This is a genomic window from Nannocystis sp. RBIL2, assembly GCF_026626745.1.
Lineage (GTDB): Bacteria > Myxococcota_A > Polyangia > Nannocystales > Nannocystaceae > Nannocystis.
Genome location: NZ_JAPNJW010000002.1, coordinates 4,361,752 through 4,378,447, shown reverse-complemented (window position 1 = coordinate 4,378,447; position 16,696 = coordinate 4,361,752). Strand labels below are relative to the sequence as shown.

General features: G+C 71.3%; 15 protein-coding genes. 6 read left to right on the top strand and 9 right to left on the bottom strand.

Going from position 1 to position 16,696, the window contains the following annotated elements; genetic code table 11:
* Positions 1 to 23: 23 nt before the first annotated feature.
* From OV090_RS42295 to OV090_RS42285, 3 genes are read right to left on the bottom strand one after another with little or no spacing between them, the layout of a single operon-like run.
* Positions 24 to 1,571, bottom strand: coding sequence for a DUF4150 domain-containing protein (locus OV090_RS42295; RefSeq protein ID WP_267710569.1), 1,548 nt, complete (start codon positions 1,569 to 1,571; stop codon positions 24 to 26).
* Positions 1,568 to 2,581, bottom strand: coding sequence for a 3-oxoacyl-ACP synthase (locus OV090_RS42290; protein WP_267710568.1), 1,014 nt, complete (start codon positions 2,579 to 2,581; stop codon positions 1,568 to 1,570). Before OV090_RS42290 ends, OV090_RS42295 begins: the two co-directional genes overlap by 4 nt.
* Positions 2,578 to 3,561, bottom strand: a complete 984-nt coding sequence (locus OV090_RS42285) for a DUF2169 domain-containing protein (RefSeq protein ID WP_267710567.1) — start codon at positions 3,559 to 3,561, stop codon at positions 2,578 to 2,580. Before OV090_RS42285 ends, OV090_RS42290 begins: the two co-directional genes overlap by 4 nt.
* A gap of 300 nt (positions 3,562 to 3,861) precedes the next feature.
* Between OV090_RS42285 and tssI the strand changes: the two genes are divergently transcribed.
* The 3 genes from tssI to OV090_RS42270 are packed head-to-tail and all read left to right on the top strand — an operon-like array spanning position 3,862 to position 7,819.
* Complete coding sequence (tssI, locus tag OV090_RS42280) at positions 3,862 to 6,060, top strand: type VI secretion system tip protein TssI/VgrG (RefSeq protein ID WP_267710566.1); 2,199 nt, start codon at positions 3,862 to 3,864, stop codon at positions 6,058 to 6,060.
* Positions 6,061 to 6,078: 18 nt separating this feature from the next.
* Complete coding sequence (locus OV090_RS42275; protein ID WP_267710565.1) at positions 6,079 to 6,552, top strand: DUF6484 domain-containing protein; 474 nt, start codon at positions 6,079 to 6,081, stop codon at positions 6,550 to 6,552.
* Positions 6,553 to 6,556: 4 nt separating this feature from the next.
* Positions 6,557 to 7,819, top strand: coding sequence for a TIGR02270 family protein (locus OV090_RS42270; protein ID WP_267710564.1), 1,263 nt, complete (start codon positions 6,557 to 6,559; stop codon positions 7,817 to 7,819).
* Between the two features lie 153 nt (positions 7,820 to 7,972).
* Here OV090_RS42270 and OV090_RS42265 read toward each other — a convergent pair whose 3' ends face one another.
* Complete coding sequence (locus OV090_RS42265; protein ID WP_267710563.1) at positions 7,973 to 8,740, bottom strand: helix-turn-helix transcriptional regulator; 768 nt, start codon at positions 8,738 to 8,740, stop codon at positions 7,973 to 7,975.
* A gap of 54 nt (positions 8,741 to 8,794) precedes the next feature.
* Between OV090_RS42265 and OV090_RS42260 the strand changes: the two genes are divergently transcribed.
* On the top strand, positions 8,795 to 9,367 hold the full coding sequence (locus OV090_RS42260) for a class I SAM-dependent methyltransferase (RefSeq protein ID WP_267710562.1): 573 nt from the start codon (positions 8,795 to 8,797) through the stop codon (positions 9,365 to 9,367).
* Between the two features lie 66 nt (positions 9,368 to 9,433).
* Here OV090_RS42260 and OV090_RS42255 read toward each other — a convergent pair whose 3' ends face one another.
* From OV090_RS42255 to OV090_RS42240, 4 genes are all read right to left on the bottom strand, one after another.
* The gene (locus OV090_RS42255) at positions 9,434 to 11,269 is read right to left on the bottom strand and encodes an FAD-dependent monooxygenase (RefSeq protein WP_267710561.1); all 1,836 of its coding nucleotides are present in this window, start codon (positions 11,267 to 11,269) and stop codon (positions 9,434 to 9,436) included.
* Between the two features lie 69 nt (positions 11,270 to 11,338).
* Positions 11,339 to 11,974 carry an aspartyl/asparaginyl beta-hydroxylase domain-containing protein gene (locus OV090_RS42250; RefSeq protein WP_267710560.1) on the bottom strand — a complete coding sequence of 212 codons (636 nt, stop codon included), beginning with the start codon at positions 11,972 to 11,974 and terminating at the stop codon, positions 11,339 to 11,341.
* A 38-nt stretch (positions 11,975 to 12,012) separates the two neighbouring features.
* Positions 12,013 to 12,705 (bottom strand): enoyl-CoA hydratase/isomerase family protein, encoded by a 693-nt coding sequence (locus OV090_RS42245; protein WP_267710559.1) that lies wholly within the window; start codon positions 12,703 to 12,705, stop codon positions 12,013 to 12,015.
* Between the two features lie 645 nt (positions 12,706 to 13,350).
* Positions 13,351 to 14,097, bottom strand: coding sequence for a hypothetical protein (locus OV090_RS42240; protein ID WP_267710558.1), 747 nt, complete (start codon positions 14,095 to 14,097; stop codon positions 13,351 to 13,353).
* A 455-nt stretch (positions 14,098 to 14,552) separates the two neighbouring features.
* Between OV090_RS42240 and OV090_RS42235 the strand changes: the two genes are divergently transcribed.
* Together OV090_RS42235 and OV090_RS42230 are read left to right on the top strand one after the other, a co-directional pair.
* The gene (locus OV090_RS42235; RefSeq protein WP_267710557.1) at positions 14,553 to 15,203 is read left to right on the top strand and encodes a hypothetical protein; all 651 of its coding nucleotides are present in this window, start codon (positions 14,553 to 14,555) and stop codon (positions 15,201 to 15,203) included.
* A gap of 75 nt (positions 15,204 to 15,278) precedes the next feature.
* Positions 15,279 to 15,608, top strand: coding sequence for a hypothetical protein (locus OV090_RS42230; RefSeq protein ID WP_267710556.1), 330 nt, complete (start codon positions 15,279 to 15,281; stop codon positions 15,606 to 15,608).
* Positions 15,609 to 15,703: 95 nt separating this feature from the next.
* Here the strand turns inward: OV090_RS42230 and OV090_RS42225 are convergent, their stop codons facing one another.
* Entirely contained in the window at positions 15,704 to 16,522 is an 819-nt protein-coding gene (locus tag OV090_RS42225; protein ID WP_267710555.1) for a hypothetical protein, read from the bottom strand.
* Positions 16,523 to 16,696: the final 174 nt, after the last annotated feature.

Here is a 16,696-nt window from a genome sequence, read left to right as displayed (position 1 = left end):
GTCGATCGCGTTCGTGTCGCGCGTCACGAGGTCGAGGATGAACCCGCCCCGTTCGCTGCGGGCGGCGGGTCCGGTTGCAGGAGGGGTTGCGTTTCGGACGTGGTCGCCGGCGTTTGCGGTTGCTTCCCGGAGGGACATTTCCGCCACTGATGAAGGCAGAGGGTCAGGGGCACCAGGGACTGGCACGAGAGGCAGGAGGGCACGGTGACCCCGTGCGGGAAGGACTCCTCGAGCGCCAGCGGGTCGACCCGCCCGAACGACAGGTGGAGCTGCGCGACCCGCCACGGGTCCCAGCCGTCGTTTTGATAACGGCGGTAGCGGAGTCGGAGCTCGTGAGGCGGGGTCGGGGCGAAGAACAACTCGGTCATGGCCTTGGGGATGTGCTTGTCCTTGCGCGTCACCAGCTTCGAGGCGGCGCACTTTCCCGGCGGATTGTAGAAGGCCTGGCCCTTGTCGTTGCGGCGTTGGGCGTCGTTCCAGCGGCGCTGCAAGGCCCATCGATTGACGACGCCGATCATCGGGTTCGCGGCGGCGTAATCGTCCACCGTCGGCGTTTCTTCGCACGCTGTCCATCCCTGTCGCTCGACGACCGCCTTGAAGCCGGGGATCGTCTGCCCCGACATCGCGGCGAAGATCTCGTTGCACTTGCAGATCATGACGCCGATCATGTACCCGCCGTTCCCCGTCTTCTTCTGCACCGCCGTCTTGTTGTTCTCCGCGCCGATGTCACGCTGCTTGGCGAGGGCGGCCTTGATGCGATCGTCGTACTGCTTCAACTGAGCTTTCAGCTGCTTCAGCTGTTGCTTCTGCTGCTTCTTCTGCTCCTTCGTGAGCGGCGCTTGACCGCCCGACTGCCCGTCGCCCGACGATCCTGCTCCCGGCGGATCGGCGAACGGGTCGGCCTGGGACGAGCTGCTCGGGGTTGCCAGCGAGGCCTCGAAATTCTGCTTCGCCTGCCTGGCCTGCGCTTCCTCGGCCTGGGCTTGAGCGAGCGCTGCGGCCACGTTCGGCTGGTTCTGCACGTAGTCGCTGTGGGCCTGCCGGAGCTCGACGAGGAGTTGCTGCGCGAGTTGCGAGCTGTCCGGGGTCTCGTGGACGCGGTGGGAGGCGGGACCGAGCAAGCAGATCGGGCACGGCCAGGTGGAGTCGTCGCCGTAGGCCCAGCCGGTGCTGCCGGCCTGGATGAACGCGGTGTTGAAGGTGTTGCCGTTGTGGGCGACCGCGTCGTTGAAGCGGGCCACGCCCTTGCCCTCGACGCGGACGTCGAGGCTGGACGACTGCCACCGCAGCTTGCCGCGGATCCGGCTCGAGATGACGCCGCCGCCGGCGGTGCCGGGCTCGTCGCCGGTGCTCATGAAGATGTTCGAGCCGGCGTGCGCGATCGGGGCGCCGTCGATGCGGGTCCGCCGCGAGCCCTGGGCGAGGTCGATCGTCCGCGCGACGTTGACGTAGGGCACCGGGGCGGGGCCCGCGGGCGTCGGGGTCTTGCACACGTCGGGCGGGCCGGCGACGTCGACGAGGCCGTCGCGCTGGTGGACGATGGTGCGGCCGTTGGCGAAGGTGCGCGTCATGATGTCGCTCCGGGGTCGGTGGCGGCGACGTCGAGGACGCAGGCGCCGAGGGCTCCGTCCTCGCCGCTGGCGTACAGCAGGGCGCGGCCGGGGTGCGCGCGCAGGCGGTGCAGGGCGAGGGCGAGGGCGAGGGCGGGCGCGGCGGCCCCGGTGTCGCCGAAGCTGTCGCAGGCCCGCAGGTGGACCAGCGGCTCGGGCATCAGCGGGGCCTGGCGCAGGGCGGCGTAGCTGAAGGCGCGCGCCTCGAACACCTCGCCGGTCTGGCAGCTGGCGACGCAGCGCGGCCGCTCGTCGCCGACGAGGGGCTGGCGGGCGAGCCGGGCGAACACGTCGCCGAGGCCGTCGGCGAGCGCCCCCACGCGCTCGGGGCCGCGACCGACCTGTCCCAAAGTGCATGCTGTGATTCGCGCCAGCGGGCGCTCGCCGGTCGGGGCCGGGTCGCGCGCGAGGAGCAGCGCCCCGGCGGCCTCGCCAGGGATGAGGCCGTCGCGGCGCGAGCCGAGCACCCGGTCGCGCTCGCCGAGCTTCTGCAGCGTGATCGCGTCGCACAGGCTGTCGGCCGCGAGCACCAGGGCGAGGGGCGGGGCGTCGCGGGCGACTGCGGCCAGGAGCTGGAACATGCCGGCCCGACCGCCTCGCACGACCTCGCGCAGCTCGAGCGGCACGGGGGCCTCGATCCGCAGCGCCTCGAGGATGGCGGCCTCGTCCACCGGCGCGTCGCTGGCGGCGGGCGCGGCGAAGTAGAGCGGCAGCGGCGACTGCGACGACAGGGTGGCGAGGCAGTCCTGCACTGCCCAGCCGGCGAGCGCGGCGATCCGCCGGCTCCGCTCGCACGCGGGGTCGAGCCGCGTCAGCCGCGAGGCGCGGAGCGGCTCGCCGTGGCGGTCCTCGTGGGTCGTCTCGGCGAAGCGCACGATGCCCGCGCGCGCTGCGGCGAGGGTCGTCGGCGCAGTCAGGCCGAGCGGCGTGCCCAGGCCGACGCGCATCAATGCGAGCCCCGGCGCGTTCATGGGGCCTCCCATGATTCGAGGGCGCGGACGTGGACGCCCTCGAGCTCGAGCCAGTCGTCCGCGATGGCGAAGGAGGTCCGCCAGTACAGGGTGAAGCGGCGGGTCTCCGTGGCCAGGGCGACCGCGTCGAGGGCCATGGCCCGGGCCTGACGGCCGCGCCGGCGCTGCAGGGTGGCGCGCAGGCGGAGGCGGGGCAGGCGAAACGCGAGCGGCCCGTCGGGGCTCACGCCCTCGAGGCGTACGGCTTCGTCGCCGACGAGGCCGGGCGTGGCCACCAGGCCGGGGGCGGCGGCGTTGAAGAAGCGCGGGTCGAGATCGGCCGGCCACAGCGGGGCGCGCTGCTCCCTCCATTGCGAATCGTAGGTGCCGGCGAGACCCAATCGGGGCTGCCATTGAGGGGCGACAGGGCCGAACCCGACGGGCGGGGGGCGATCCTCCCAGCGCTCGCACGGAGAATCCTCGGCCTCGATCGCCGGGAGCGGCTGGCCCTCGGCCGCCTGCGCCGAGCGGTAGCCGCGGCCGACCGGATTGCGCGGATCGTCGGGGCCGCCGGCGCTGTATTCGAAGCGCAGCGGCAATTGCGTGAATGGTCGCGGGGCCGACGGACGCAGCCCGGCGAGCCCGCGGGTCCACACGCGCTCGCCGGTGATCGTCGCAGTCACCCGGCACGGGCCGACGCAGACCTCGACGCGTGAACGCTCGGCGGGTCGCCCACCCGGGGTCCAGGCGAACCCCTCGAGGTAGATGTCCGTGCCGGGGCGATCATACGTGGTCTGGCCGGCGATCCGCAGGCTCGAGGCTCCGGGCTCCCCCCAATAGACGTCTTCGGTCGGCGGGGCGACCTGCTCGTGAGCGACGCGCGTGGCCTCGTCCATGACGAAGGTGCCGGCGACGCAGACGACCAAAACATCGCGTCCGTCGCGGTCCACGGATGGGCTCGCCTGGGCCGCGAAGGGCGTCCAATTGTGGAGGACGGTCATGCTGCCTCCGGTCGGCCCGCGCGCGCTCGAATATGCACACTCATGCGGTGGTCACCGCTTGTCCTGGCACATGGAGCGGCGCTCGGCACGAGGCCCGGCGCGAGGATTCGTCGGCGTCGCACCAGGAGGCCGCGGCGCAGGCGGACGCGGCGCGCGGGCGCGAGGAGAGCAACTCGCGCAACCGCAGTCGGGAGGCCTCATTGTGCATCCGCTCGCCCCCATCGCGACGAATCATGCGTGGGGCCCGCCCTGCCCGCGGGCTGGCGAGCCCGAGCGCGCGGCCGCGGCGGGCTTGCCGTCATGGCGATCCATGTCACGTTCTCGGCCGTGTCCTCCGATGGCCTGCCGGCGCTCCTCGGCAATCGCGCGCTGTTCACGTTCGCCGTCGAGGGTTGCGGCGAGGAGCTGCGCGTCGTCCGTTTCACCGGCCGCGAGGCGATCTCGGCGCTGTTCGAGTTCCGCATCGAGCTCGCCGCGGCCACGATCTCGCTCGACGAGCTGGTCGGCAAGCCTGCGGTGCTGACGATCGAGGGGCTGCACGCCACGCGCCACGTGCACGGGCTCGTGTGCGAGGCGGGCTACATCGGCGAGAGCTCGAGCTACACGCTGTACGAGCTGACGCTGACGCCGGCGATCTGGCGCCTGCAGCAGCGCCATGATTGCCGGATCTTCCAGAAGCAGTCGACGCCGCAAATCCTGACGAAGGTGCTCGAGGCGGCCGGCATCCCGCGCTCCGACTTCCGTCTCGATCTTCAGGCCGCGTACGCGCCGCGCGACTATTGCGTGCAGTACCGCGAGAGCGACCTCGAGTTCATCAGCCGGCTGATGGAGGACGCGGGGATCTTCTATTATCACGAGCACAGCGAGACGCGGCACGTGCTGGTGATGACGGACCGCGGCGACGCCAGCGACCCGATCGAGGGCGAGCCGACCCTGAGCTTCAACTCGGAGGCCGAGCAGGAGCACCTCAAGACGTTTCGCCTGAGCGAGGGCCTGCGGCCGCAGCGGGTCTCGCTGCGCGATCGCAACCTGCACCAGCCCGATCGGTTGATGGAGGCGAGCGAGGGCGACGGTGAGCGCGAGGTCTACGATTACCCGGGCGGGTATCAGGAGCCGGGCAAGGGCGCGCCGCACCACGGCGGGCAGCAGGCGCGCCTGCGGCTCGAGGCGCTGCAGGCCGGTCGCCGGCGCGGGGTCGGCACCAGCGACAGCCCGCGCCTGGTGCCCGGCTTCGCGTTCACGCTGTCGGACCCGATCCGCGGCCACCTCGAGGGCGACTATCGGGTCGTGCGCGTGACGCATCGCGGCGAGCAGCCGCAGGCGCTCGACGAGGGCGCGTTCGACACCTTTCACTATTCGAACGAGTTCGAGGGCGCTGATAAAAAATTGCCGTACCGCGCGCCGCGACGGACGCCGCACCCGCAGGTCCGCGGCGCGCAGACTGCGACGGTGGTCGGCCCGCCCGGCGAGGAGGTCCACGTCGATGAGCACGGGCGGGTGAAGGTGCAATTCCACTGGGACCGCCAGGGCTCGCGCGACGAGCAGAGCTCGTGCTGGGTCCGCGTCGGCCAGGCGTGGGCCGGCAATGGCTTCGGGGCGCTGTTCATCCCGCGGGTCGGGCACGAGGTGATCGTCGAATTCCTCGAGGGCGACCCGGACCGCCCGCTCGTCACCGGCAGCGTGTACACGGGGCTCAACGCGCCGCCGTATCCGCTGCCGGCCGACAAGACCCGCAGCACGCTCAAGACGGAGTCGACGCCGGGCGGCGGGGGGTCGAACGAGCTGCGCTTCGAGGACGCGAAGGGCCGCGAGGAGATCTACATCCACGGGCAGCGCGACTGGAACGTGATCGTCGAGCACGACCACGGGGAGCAGATCGGGCACGACGCTTCACTGAAGATCGGCAACGATCGCAGCGAGGCGGTCGGCCGCGATCACGGCGATTCGGTCGGCCACGACAGGACGATCCAGGTCGGCAACGACCACACCGAGACGATCGGGGGCAACATGTCGCTGGCGGTCGGCGCTCACCAGTCGACGGTGATCGGCGCGACCCGGTCCGAGATGGTGACGCTCGCCAGCGCATTGACGATCGGCGCGGGCTATCAGGTCAGCGTCGGCGGGGCGATGAACGAGACCGTGGGCCTGGCGAAGGCAGAGCAGGTCGGCCTGGGCAAGAGCGTGGCCGTCGGCGGCGACAGCTCGGAGCAGGTCGGCGGCGGCAAGTCGGTGCAGGCGGCCGAGAACATCACCGCGAGCGCGGGGCACAACCTCGCGCTCGGGGCCGGTCGTCACGTCAACGTCACGGCCGGGCAGAACCTCAACGTCTCGGTCGGCAAGCAGGCGAGCGTGGTGGTGGCCGACAAGCTGACCTTCCAGTGCGGCGGCGCGACGATCGTCGTCAAGAAGACCGGCGAACTGTCCATCCAGGCCGGCAAGCTCGACGTCCAGGCGAGCGGCCGGATCACGGTGCGGGGCGCCATGATCAAGCTCAATTGAGCAGAGCAGGAGTTCACGATGGCCGCGCGCAAGTCCGCCTCCTCGGCAGTCGTCCAGCTGGTCCCGCCGGCGCCGGTGCTGCCGGCCGCGATCGTCGGGACCATCGTCGCCTTCGAGCAGGGGCGCGGCTGCATCGTCGATTACCCCGGCAACCCGGCCGGGCCGGTGCCGGCGCGCCTGCTCGTCGCGCTCGATCGGGCCGCGCTGCGCAGGGCCGCGGCCGCGCGCACGCCCGCGGCCTTGTTGTTCGAGGGCGGTGACCCGGAGCGGCCGCTGATCGTCGGGCTGGTGCAGGACGCGGCGCCGCGGCGAAGATCACGGGTCGCGGGCAAGCGCGTGGTCGTGACCGGCGAGGAGGAGCTCGAGCTGCGCTGCGGAGAGGCTTCGATCTCGCTCAAGAAGGACGGCAAGCTCGTCATCCGCGGCGCGTACGTCGAGACGCACGCGCGCGGGACGAACCGGATCAAGGGCGGCTCGGTCCAGATCAACTGAGGCCATGCGTCGCGTCGAGGTCGAGCCGCTGTGGGACGTCGTCGAGGAGCACCTCGACGAGGCGGAGTTTTTGTGGGGGGTGTGGCAGCACAGCCTCGTCGCGCCGGACTACACGCTCGACGAGGTGGCCGAGGGGCCCGAGGAGCGGCTGTTCGCGCACCTCGAGGGGCTGGTGGTCGGCGGGGCGCGGGTGGCCGAGCGGCTGCTGTTGCCGGCGCTGGCCGGCGACGAGCCGAGCCGGGTCAGCGCGGCCGCGCTGGCGCTGCTGCAGGGTCCGCGCTGCGACGAGGCGCTCGCGGCGATCGCCGAGGTGCAGCGCGCGCGCCCGCGGCAGCGCGCGCCGCTGGTGCGGGCGCTCGCGTGCGTCGAGCTGCGACGGCTGCGACCGCGTCTGCGCGAGCTGCTGGCCGATCACGACGACACTGTGGTGGCGGCCGCGGCCGAGGTGCTGGCGCTGCATCACGAGCCGCTCGGCGACACTCTGGGTCTGCTGCTGGCCAGCGACGACGCGGCGACGCGGGCGATGGCGCTGCGGGCGGTGGCGAACGAGCCCGATCCGGGGCGCTTCGTGCGGGCGGTGACCGCGGGCCTGCAGGAGCTGGAGCCGTCGGTGCTCGACGCGGCCATCGACGCCGGGGTGCGCCTGGGCCTCGCGCCCGCGTGGGCGCGCGCGCGCGAGCGCATGCACGAGGTCGACGGCGGCGCGGCGATGCTGCTGCTGGCGCTGGGCGGAGAGGATGGTGACATCGCGGCGATCGAGGCGGCGCTGGCCGATCGCAAGCGACGCCCGGCCGCGTTGTGGGCGCTCGGCTTCCACGGCACGCCCGAGGTCGTCGAGGCGGCGCTCGAATGGCTCGAGGATCCGGTCGCGGGTCCGCTGGCGGGGGAGGTCTTCTCGGCGGTGACCGGCGTCGACCTCGCCGCGGCGCACATGGACCTGCCGCGCGAGGACGATGATGCGCTCGAGCATCGCCCCGAGGACGACCTGCCGCGCGCCGATCCGATGGCGGTGCTGCAGTGGTGGACGCGGCACCGCGAGCGCTTCGTCGACGGCCGGCGATACGTCGCCGGCGCGGCGCATTCGCCCGAGGCGCTGGTCCGGGGGCTGCGGTTCGGCGCGATGCGGCGGCGGCCCGGGTACCTGCTCGAGCTCACGCTCGCCCTCCCGCCCGCTCGCCGCCCGCGCGTCCTGCTGGCGGCGCCGACGAACCTTCAGCTGCTTGCGCTCGAGGCGATGACGCGGACGTTGGCAGGAGCCGCCGACTGACGTCCGAGCTACGTGAGATGCACATGTCCTCGGAGACATGTCGCTGACCACCGAGCCTGGCTTCGCTTCAGGTGATGATATGTCTCATAGGACATATCATGATTCGACGAGCCTGAGTTCTGCTCCGATTTACAAGATGTCCCCGGGGACATGTTAGCAGCCGGCGAAGTACGCCCCGGGCGCGACCCCGAGGTGGCGGCGGAACGCGGCCACGAACGCGCTGGCGCCGGCGTAGCCGACCTGCTCGGCGACCACCGCGACGGGGGTGCCGGCGGCGAGGTGCCCCAGCGCGGCGCGCAGGCGCAGGTGGGTGCGCCACTGGCCGAACGACGCGCCGGTCTCGGCGAGGAACAGGCGGGCCAGGGTGCGCGCGCTGGCGCCGGCGGCCCGGCCGAGCTGGGCCAGGGTGCGCGCGTCGGCGGGGTCGGCGAGCAGGGCGTCGGCGACCCGACGGGCCCGCGGATCGACCGGCATGCCGAGGGCGACCGGCGTGGTCTCGAGCGGTCGCAGCAGCTCGAGCAGCAGCCGCTCGGCGTGCCCGCGCGCGCGCTTGCTGCCGCCGGGCTCGGCGAGCATGCCGATCAGCTCGCGCACCAGCGGGGTGGCTGCCACCACGGTGGGCGCGGTCCAGCCGATCTCGCAGCCCCGCTTGCGCACGTAGACGCTGCGCATGGTGGCCGGCCGCGAGGCCTCGACCGCGTGGACGATGCCGGCGGGGATCCACAGGGCGCGCGGCGGCGGCAGCACCCACGTGGCGGCGCCGACGCTGACCGCCAGCACGCCGCTGGCCGCCCACGCGAGCTGGTGCATCGGGTGCCGGTGCCAGTCGAACCGCATCGCCGAGGCCATCTCGAAGCTGCCCACCGCGATGGCGCCGACCCCCGGGGGCAGGCCGAACGCGGCTTGTCTCGTTCGCGACATCGTTTGTCAGAGTAGCGCATGGCGGACAGGCGGCGCGAGGTCTAGCGTTCGCGCATGCCGATGAATCGTGTTCACCAGTGGCTGTGCGCCTCGGACACCTGGGCCGCCGCAGTCGAGCGCAAGTTCTTGCCGTGGGCCCTGGCCGGCGTCGACCTCGGCGACGCTGCGCTGGAGATCGGCCCCGGCTACGGGGCGACGACTCGCGTGCTCGCGGGGCGCGTGCAGTCGCTGACTGCGATCGAGATCGACCCGGCGCTGGCCGAGCGCCTGACGCGGCGGCTCGGCGAGCGCGTGCGGGTGGTCCACGGCGACGGTACGTCGATGCCGTTCGCGGCCGGCAGCTTCAGCGCGGTGGCGTGCTTCACGATGCTGCACCACGTGCCGTCGCTGGCGCTGCAGGACCGCCTGTTCGCCGAGGCGCTGCGCGTGCTCCGTCCGGGCGGCACGTTCGCCGGCGCCGACAGCATGACGAGCGCGGGCTTCCGCCTGCTGCACCTGTTCGACACGATGGTGCTGGTCGACCCGGCCGCGCTGCCGCGGCGCCTCGCGGCCGTCGGCTTCGTCGATATCGCGGTCGAGGCGGAGCCGGGCCGCGCGTTCAAGTTCCGCGCGCGCCGGCCCGAGTGAGCGCGGTCCAGCGGGGGCGCCCGCTGTCCTCGAGCCGCAAAGCGGTGGTGACCGCGACGCCGGGCGCTATTCGGCCGCCGCATCGGCGCGGACCCTGGGCCGGGGCGCGCGGAGCTTGTGGAGGGCTGTCTCTGCCCAATCGTAGGCGTACAGGGCGGCGAAGAGCCCCACGGCCGCCTGGTGCCGCAGGCGGATCACCCAGCGCAGCCGCCCCTCGAAGGAGATCGGCAGACGCTGGATCCACGATGCCCCGCCCGACTTCACCACGTCGAGCGCCGAGAGGGTGACGACCTTGCCCGCCTTCAGCAGCGGCAGGCGCCAGAGGGGCGGCAAGGGCTTCGTGAAGCCGACGATGGTCTTGAGGGTGGGCCCGCCGATCCCATGATCGAGCCGGAACCGCGCCCGCTCCGCGATGGCGGATTGAAGGGCCCGCTGGATCGCCTGCACGCGCTCGGGGGACAGCCAGCGCCAGGCCGTGGTCTGCGAGAAATACAGGCACCGCTCGAGCCGGTCCCGGATCGCTCGGAGCTCCGGCGTCTCCCTCGACGTGTCGCCCTCGGTGTCGATGAGCCAGCGCACCAGGTCGGCGCGCACCGGGCCCGAGGCGAACAGGACCACGAAATCGAGGAGGTGGGAGAGCGCGAAGAAGCGGCTGTCCGCGATGGCCGGCGAGTACTTCTCTCGCACCATGTTTCGCATGATCTGCCAATCTTGCACCGTGGCGTCGTTCACCCGATCGATATAGGCCTGATCGAGGCGATGCTCGCGCAGGTCGCGTTCGACGATGTTGGCGATGTGCCAGGAGGTCACCATCGCCAGCGAGATCCCCTGGCTGTAGTAGGCGTCGATGATGGACGCGGCGTCGCCGACCATGCCGTAGCGCCGCTCGCTCACGAAGGTGTCGGTCAGGTGTTGCACGTCGCGGTAGCTGCGAAACTCGAGCAGGGTGTCCTCGGAGATGAGTCCGTCCAGCACCGGGTGACGGCGCATGACGTTCCAGAACTTCTCCCGCAGCGAGGAGCCTGGTGGCGGCAGGCGCTGGTCCCACGTGACCCCGATGCTGATGCGGTCGCCGCCGAGCCGGATGACCCAGATCCAGTACCCCTCTCCCCACATGTGCACCGTGAAGTAATCACGCGAGCTCTTGTCGCCATCCTCGTCGTTGAATACCCAGCGCTCGCCGAACAGCGCGTCGGTCACGCCGCTGAACTGGCCCCACGCGGCCGTCGTCTGGAAACCGTCCTCCATGTCGACCGCGTGCTTCATCTTCTTGGCCAGGAATCGATTTCGGCCCGAGCAATCCAGCACCCAGCGGACACGCGCGCTCGACGGCTTTCCGTCCCGGCTGGACGACCAGACGACCGTGTGCGGCCCGTCGCCCTCGTCGAGCAGCACGTCGCGGACCTTCGCGGTGTCGTAGAGCGTGATCTTGGGGTGAGTCCGCACCTGGTCGCCCATGAAGCGCTCCAGCTCGGGGCGGACCATCTGCATGTCGAGGAACATGCACCTCGACCACTTGTCGCCGCACAGCTTGTCGTAGAGATAGTGAGGCGGATGGAAATCGGCCTGCGCCCCCCACTCGGACGCCCCCTCGAAGCTCTGCGCGCCCTCCGTGCCGTGCGTCATCCACACGCCCCGCTTGGGGAAGCACTGCGGCAGAAACGGCTCCACGCCGCCGATCGTCCGCAGGAAGGCGTTGGTGAACAGCAGCATCGACTCGCCGACCTTGTAGCTCTCTTTTCGGTCGGTCAGGTTGTCGACGATCACCACGCGGAGGCCGCGCTTAGCGAACTGGAGGGCGTTGAACAGGCCCAGCATCCCCGCGCCGATGATCGCTACGTCTGCCTCGACGGCCTCGGACACCGAGACCCCGGCCGCGGGATCGAACTCGCCGTTATCCATACCCAGATCCTTTCTCCACTCGTGCCACCGACCTCGGCCGGCGACAGACTCGAACGTCGGAGCGCCGCCTCAACCGATCACTGGCCGCTGCCCGCTCACGCCCTCGCGCGGGTCGCCGTACAGAGAGAAGCTCCGCAGGAACAACTCGCGGAATTGGGCGTTGCCGCGGAGGACGTGCACGATGAGGTGAAAGCGGTCGACCTGGCTGTCGTTGACGACGGAATGCTCGTAGCTGAGGTTGACCGCGAAGGCCCGCCCGTCGGCGAACGGAACCTCGTGGACGACGCCTCGATCGCGGTAGAGGAACCGACAACCCGCCGGATGGTTGAGCGCGATCGAGATCGAGGCGAGCTTGCGCTCGCTGTAATCGGCATGGAAGGGGATTCGCCCCCCCGGCCGGAGCAACATCAGCCGGACCCGGCCGAACTGCGCCTCCGGGAACGTGGTCTTGACATAGGCCGTCGTCGCGGGGCACAGGTCGGCCGCGTCCGTCCACTGGTACGCGTCGGCCTGGCCGGCCTCCGGGACCCCATAGGCTTCGAACCCGAGCGTCTTGTCGCTCCCCAGCCCGTGAAGGGCGAGGGCCTTCCAGCGGCCGTCGGGGACCTCGCCCTCGCGGTGATCGACGAAGTGGGGGATCCGGCTCGCGGCCTCGGCGAGCACGGCCTCGCCCGGCGGCGGGATGTCCAGCCGCAGGTACGGCATGTCACTGTGAACGATGGAACCGTAGGAACGTTCGTGATTCATAGCATCTTCCCGAGGTGCTCGGCGCGGGCGCTCGCCGCCCGGGCGACCGCGCCCGTCCACTCCGCGCGTGTGTGTGCGCGTACATGTTCGAGGCCTCGCCGGAGCACCTCGGCGTCGTGCCGCGCCATCCCGTGCGCAGCCGCGAGCGCCAGAGCTCTCAACGCCCCGGCTGGAACGACATGCGACACCAGCCTCCGCCGCTCCGCCTCCTGAGCGCCGATCAGGGCGCCGTGGAGCGCCAGCTCGAGCGCGTGCGCTTCGCCGATTCGCCGCGACACCGCAGGGAACACGAGATACGGCCAGAGCCTCCGCGTGACCTCCGGGAGCCCGAACTGGGCGTCGTCGGCGGCGAAGATGATATCTCCCAGGACGGCGAGCCCGAGGCCACCGCCGATGGCGTGGCCCTGGACCGCGGTGATCAGGGGCTTCGAAAGCCACGCGAACGCGGAGAAGAGCCGCTCGTGCGCGGGGGTCGTCTGCGACGCGCCGGCCTCCTTGAGGTCGAGCCCCGCGCAAAACGACGGACCATCGCTTTGCAACAACAAGACCCTGATATCGCCGTCGTCGGCGGCACCCTCGAATTCGCTCAAGAGCCCGTCACAGGTCGCGGCGTCGAGCGCGTTTCGCTTTTCGGGCCGTCTGATTGTTATGATCCGTACGCCGCGATCGGTCTCGCCCACTACAGTCATCGCCCCACCACACGCGGCAACCTATCCCCGAGGGAAACCTCGATCAAGCCTTTAATTTCTGCGCGTTCTCGTCAATCGGAGATATGAGGAGGAGGCCGGGTATTGTCGGGAACGCCGGGGGGTGAGATTGGTTTCGCGGCATAGGTGCTGGCGGTGCCACGAATGGACCAGGCGAGCGCAGCGCTCAGGAGAGGGCGGTGATGATCGAGACTTCTGTTCGGATCCTTTTAATGAGGGCGCGACTCGGGTGCCCGCCAGCACCCCCGCGTCACCCATTGTCGAGACCAGGGGCCTCGCAGGTCCGGGTTTTTCCCGGGCGCGATTGTGCGGACCATGCCCGAGGAGCGGAGCCTGCGCCGCGCGCCTCGTCGAGGAGCTCGCGGGATCCGCAGAGTATGATCCTTCGGCCGGCGGGCCTGCGGTGCTCGCCCGGAGGCGGAAAACGCCCCATCGTGATCGCGCTGCTCGGCATCGCCATCGTGCCGCTCGGCATCGTGATCGCGCGGCCGGTAGATCGAGGCACTCTGGACGCGCCCGGCCGACGGTCGTGAGCACGCGCAGGCCGCGAGAGGGCGACGGAGCCGTCCGCTCGCGGCCTGTACATATTGTCAGTCCGGCCGTCCGGGTCCCGCGCCGCGAAGGCCGTCAGCGCTCGGTGAGGCGGCGGCCGGCCTCGCTTGCGGCGTAGATCTCGGGGCGGGCCGATTGCATCAAGCCGTCGGGGACGAGGCCCATCGCCGAGGTGCCGGGGTGGAGCTCGAACGCGTCCTCGTCGACCTCGAGGTGCTCGCGCAGGTCGATCGTGGCGAGCGAGTGCCAGTCGTCGCCGAGGGCCGCGGCCTGCAGCTCGAGGCGCAGGGTCGCCTTCTCCTTGGTGACGGCGAGCGCGAGGCGCTGGTTGCGATCGGCGCCGGCGGGGGCGGGCTGGAGCGGGACGAGGCGCAGGTAGACGCGGCCGAGGTCGTCGAGGAGGTAGGGGAAGATCGAATGATAGGAGTTGTCGAGGAAGTCGCCGGCGTCGGTGGCGAACGTGGAGATCGGCCGGCGCAGGACCGTGGTCGCGGTGACGAACGAGAGGTCCTGGTCGCCGGGCAGGAGGCGCACGGTGGTCTCGTCGTTGCCGCGGACGCGCAGCGCCACGCCGAGCAGGTCGGGGCGGCGGCGGCCCTGCGGCCAGCGCCACAGCGCGCCCGACAGGCGCACCAGCGCGGCCCCGCCGAGGCGCTTGGCCAGGGGCTTGAGCGCGCCGTGCTGCGCGTCGGGCTTGACCTCGGCCCGGTAGAGCACGCCGTCGGGATGGAAGATCCGGTCGCGGCGGACCGCGCTGGCCACGAACGCGAGGGGGGCCATCGCCACGCCGAGGACTCGTCCGATGTAATTTTGAATGCTCATGGCTTGTCTCCGGCGAACCATGATGCGAGTGCGATTGTTGCGCCCGCCCGCGCAGGATCGCCCTGAGGCCCGGCCGGCCGTAGAACCGCCGCCGACGTGCGAATACTGCTCGTCGTCTTGATGCAGTCGTCTGCGAACCGCCGGGCGGTGCGGAGGCGCCGCAAATCGACGCGCCGTGACCGCCCGCGAGGGCCCGAAGCCCCGACGAATTCGCGCCTCGGCGCCGCGAGGGGCGGCGGCGGCGGGTGAATGGATGTCTCGTGGGACATGTGTTAAAGGGCAGGTGGTGGATTCTCGGCGGGGCGCGGAGGGACACGTCGCTCGTGATCGCTGGCACTGGAGCGCGGCACCGGGGCGTCGGGCTGCGTCGCGCGGCCTGCGCGACGATCGCCTGCGAGGTGACAGTGCTGGCCGCGTCGCCTATTCTGGGCCCGCGCTTCGCCTTGCCGACCGCCATGAACAAATACGTCGTCTCCGTGCTGCTCTGTTGTCTCGTCGCGTGCAGGCTGGTGTCCGATCTGGGGCACGAGCGCGAGCCGGCGATCGTCACCTCGTCGCTGGTAGTCGCCGTCGGCGGGGAAGAGCGCGAGCTGGGCGGCGAGCGAGCGGTGTGGGCCGACGACCCGTCGGGGTCGTGCGAGATGGACGGGACCGACAATGAGCACACCGGGGCGTTCAACCGCAGCTTCGCGTTCGCCATGGCCGCGGACGAGAGCGACCCGGTGGCCTTCGGCGTCGCCATCGAGCTGAACGAGAACGGGGTGTGGCAAAACGACATCGGCGTGTACGCCGACAGCCAGGACGAGTGGGTGCCGGCCGAGGATTGCTCGCTGGAGCTGGGCGAGTGGGACTACGAGGCGCGGTTCTTCGCGTTCACCGTCGACTGCACGTTCACCCGCGAAGGGGAGGACGACATCGTGGTGGTCGGCGAGCTGCGAGCCGAGCGTTGCTTCGATCGCGGTGCAGTGTCGATCGAGCTCGCCAAGTCGATCGTCGCCGACGGGACTCAGGCGGCGCTCGAGCTCGGGCGGGCGCTGGTCGAGGACCCGGTCGGGTTTGCGAAGACGATCGCCCTGCTGCCGCTGTATGCGGCGGGCGGGCACTGACGGGGCGGGCGGGGACGAGCTGGGCCGCGAGCGGACGCGATGCGGCGGGCCGGCGCGACTGGTAAGGTCGCGGGCATGGCCCTGTTCGGCGGCAAGGAGATCGCGGCGCTCCAGCAGCAACTCATCGCGCTGCGAGCCGAGCTCGCGGTGGCGCAGCAGAGCTCGGGCGAGCTCGAGGCCGAGCTGGCAGGGGCGCGGAGCAGCCGCGAAGAGGCGGTCCGAGACGCGTACGAGCTGCAGGCCGAGCTCGCCCGGGCCGAGGCGCGTGCGGCTGCCAGCGCGGCCCGCCTCGAGCGCCTGCGCGCGGGCTCGCGGCCGCTCTCGGGTGATTCGCCGGCGCAGTCGGCCGCGAGGCCGCGGAGCGGGTTGCGGAACGCCAGCACCCGGCCGCCGCCGTCGGAGTAAACCACGTCCTCGGCCAGCATCGTCTGCAGCGCCTGCAGGTCGCCGTCGGCCCTCGTCTGCGAGGTCCGGCTCGCGGGACATGTTCCTGAAGCCGTTCAGCCGGGCACGCACACGCCGATGTGGGCGAGATCGGCGGGCAACACGTAGTCGAGGGGCGGCGCATATGCGAGACAGGCCTCCCCGTCGGCGCATTCGGTCGCCATGTCCAGCATGCACAGCCGCGCGCAGCAGCCATCCTGGCCGGCGGGGTCGCAGGTCGGGAGCTGAGCGGGGGAGGTGCAGGCGAACCCAGGCTCGCACAGCCCCAGGCTCGTCATCTCGCAGGCTTCGCCGGCGGGGATCACCGTGAACTGGGCGCACTGGGCGACGATGCCAGGGTCGCTGCCGCCGACGGGATAGAGGGCACACGCGTCGGACTCGCAGCCGTACCCCGAGAGCGGGTTGCACGCCGAAGGCCCCTGACAATCAGCGTCACAGTCGGGCCGCGCCGAATCACAGATCTCCTCGGCTTCGACCACGCCGTTGCCGCAGGTCGTCACGGTGCATTCGCCCTGGTAACACAATTCGCCGGCGGCCTGGTCGCAATCGTCGTGGCCCTGGCACCGGTCGCATTTCGCCTGGTCGGGGAACAGCTCGTGGTACATCTCCAGGCCGGCGTCGCAGGCGTCAATGCACAGTTGGGCGTCCTTGTCGCTGCCCTGCCAGCACGAGCCGTCGTCGCCGAAGCCCATCTGCGCGGCCGGCAGCCCCGACGGCGCGACGGCAGCGATGCAGACGAGGTAGCGGTCGCAGATCTCGCGCGGATCCTCGCTCTCGGCGCCGGTCGCCGTGTCCGTCTCGTTCGACGATGACCCGCAAGCGACGAGCGACGCGACTGCCACCAGGAGCGAACCGAACGAGCGAACCCTGCGCATGGAGCGGGAATACCGTGCGTGCGGCGTTCGCCGCAAGCAGGCCGCCGCACGTATCGTGCCGGGGGTGCGTCGCCGGTCAGCGGGCGAGAAGCCGCGGCCCGGCGAGCGTTGTGCCAGTAACGTATGAAGCCTCGCTGGAAGCCAGCCAGAGCACGGCGTGGGCGAGCTCATGAG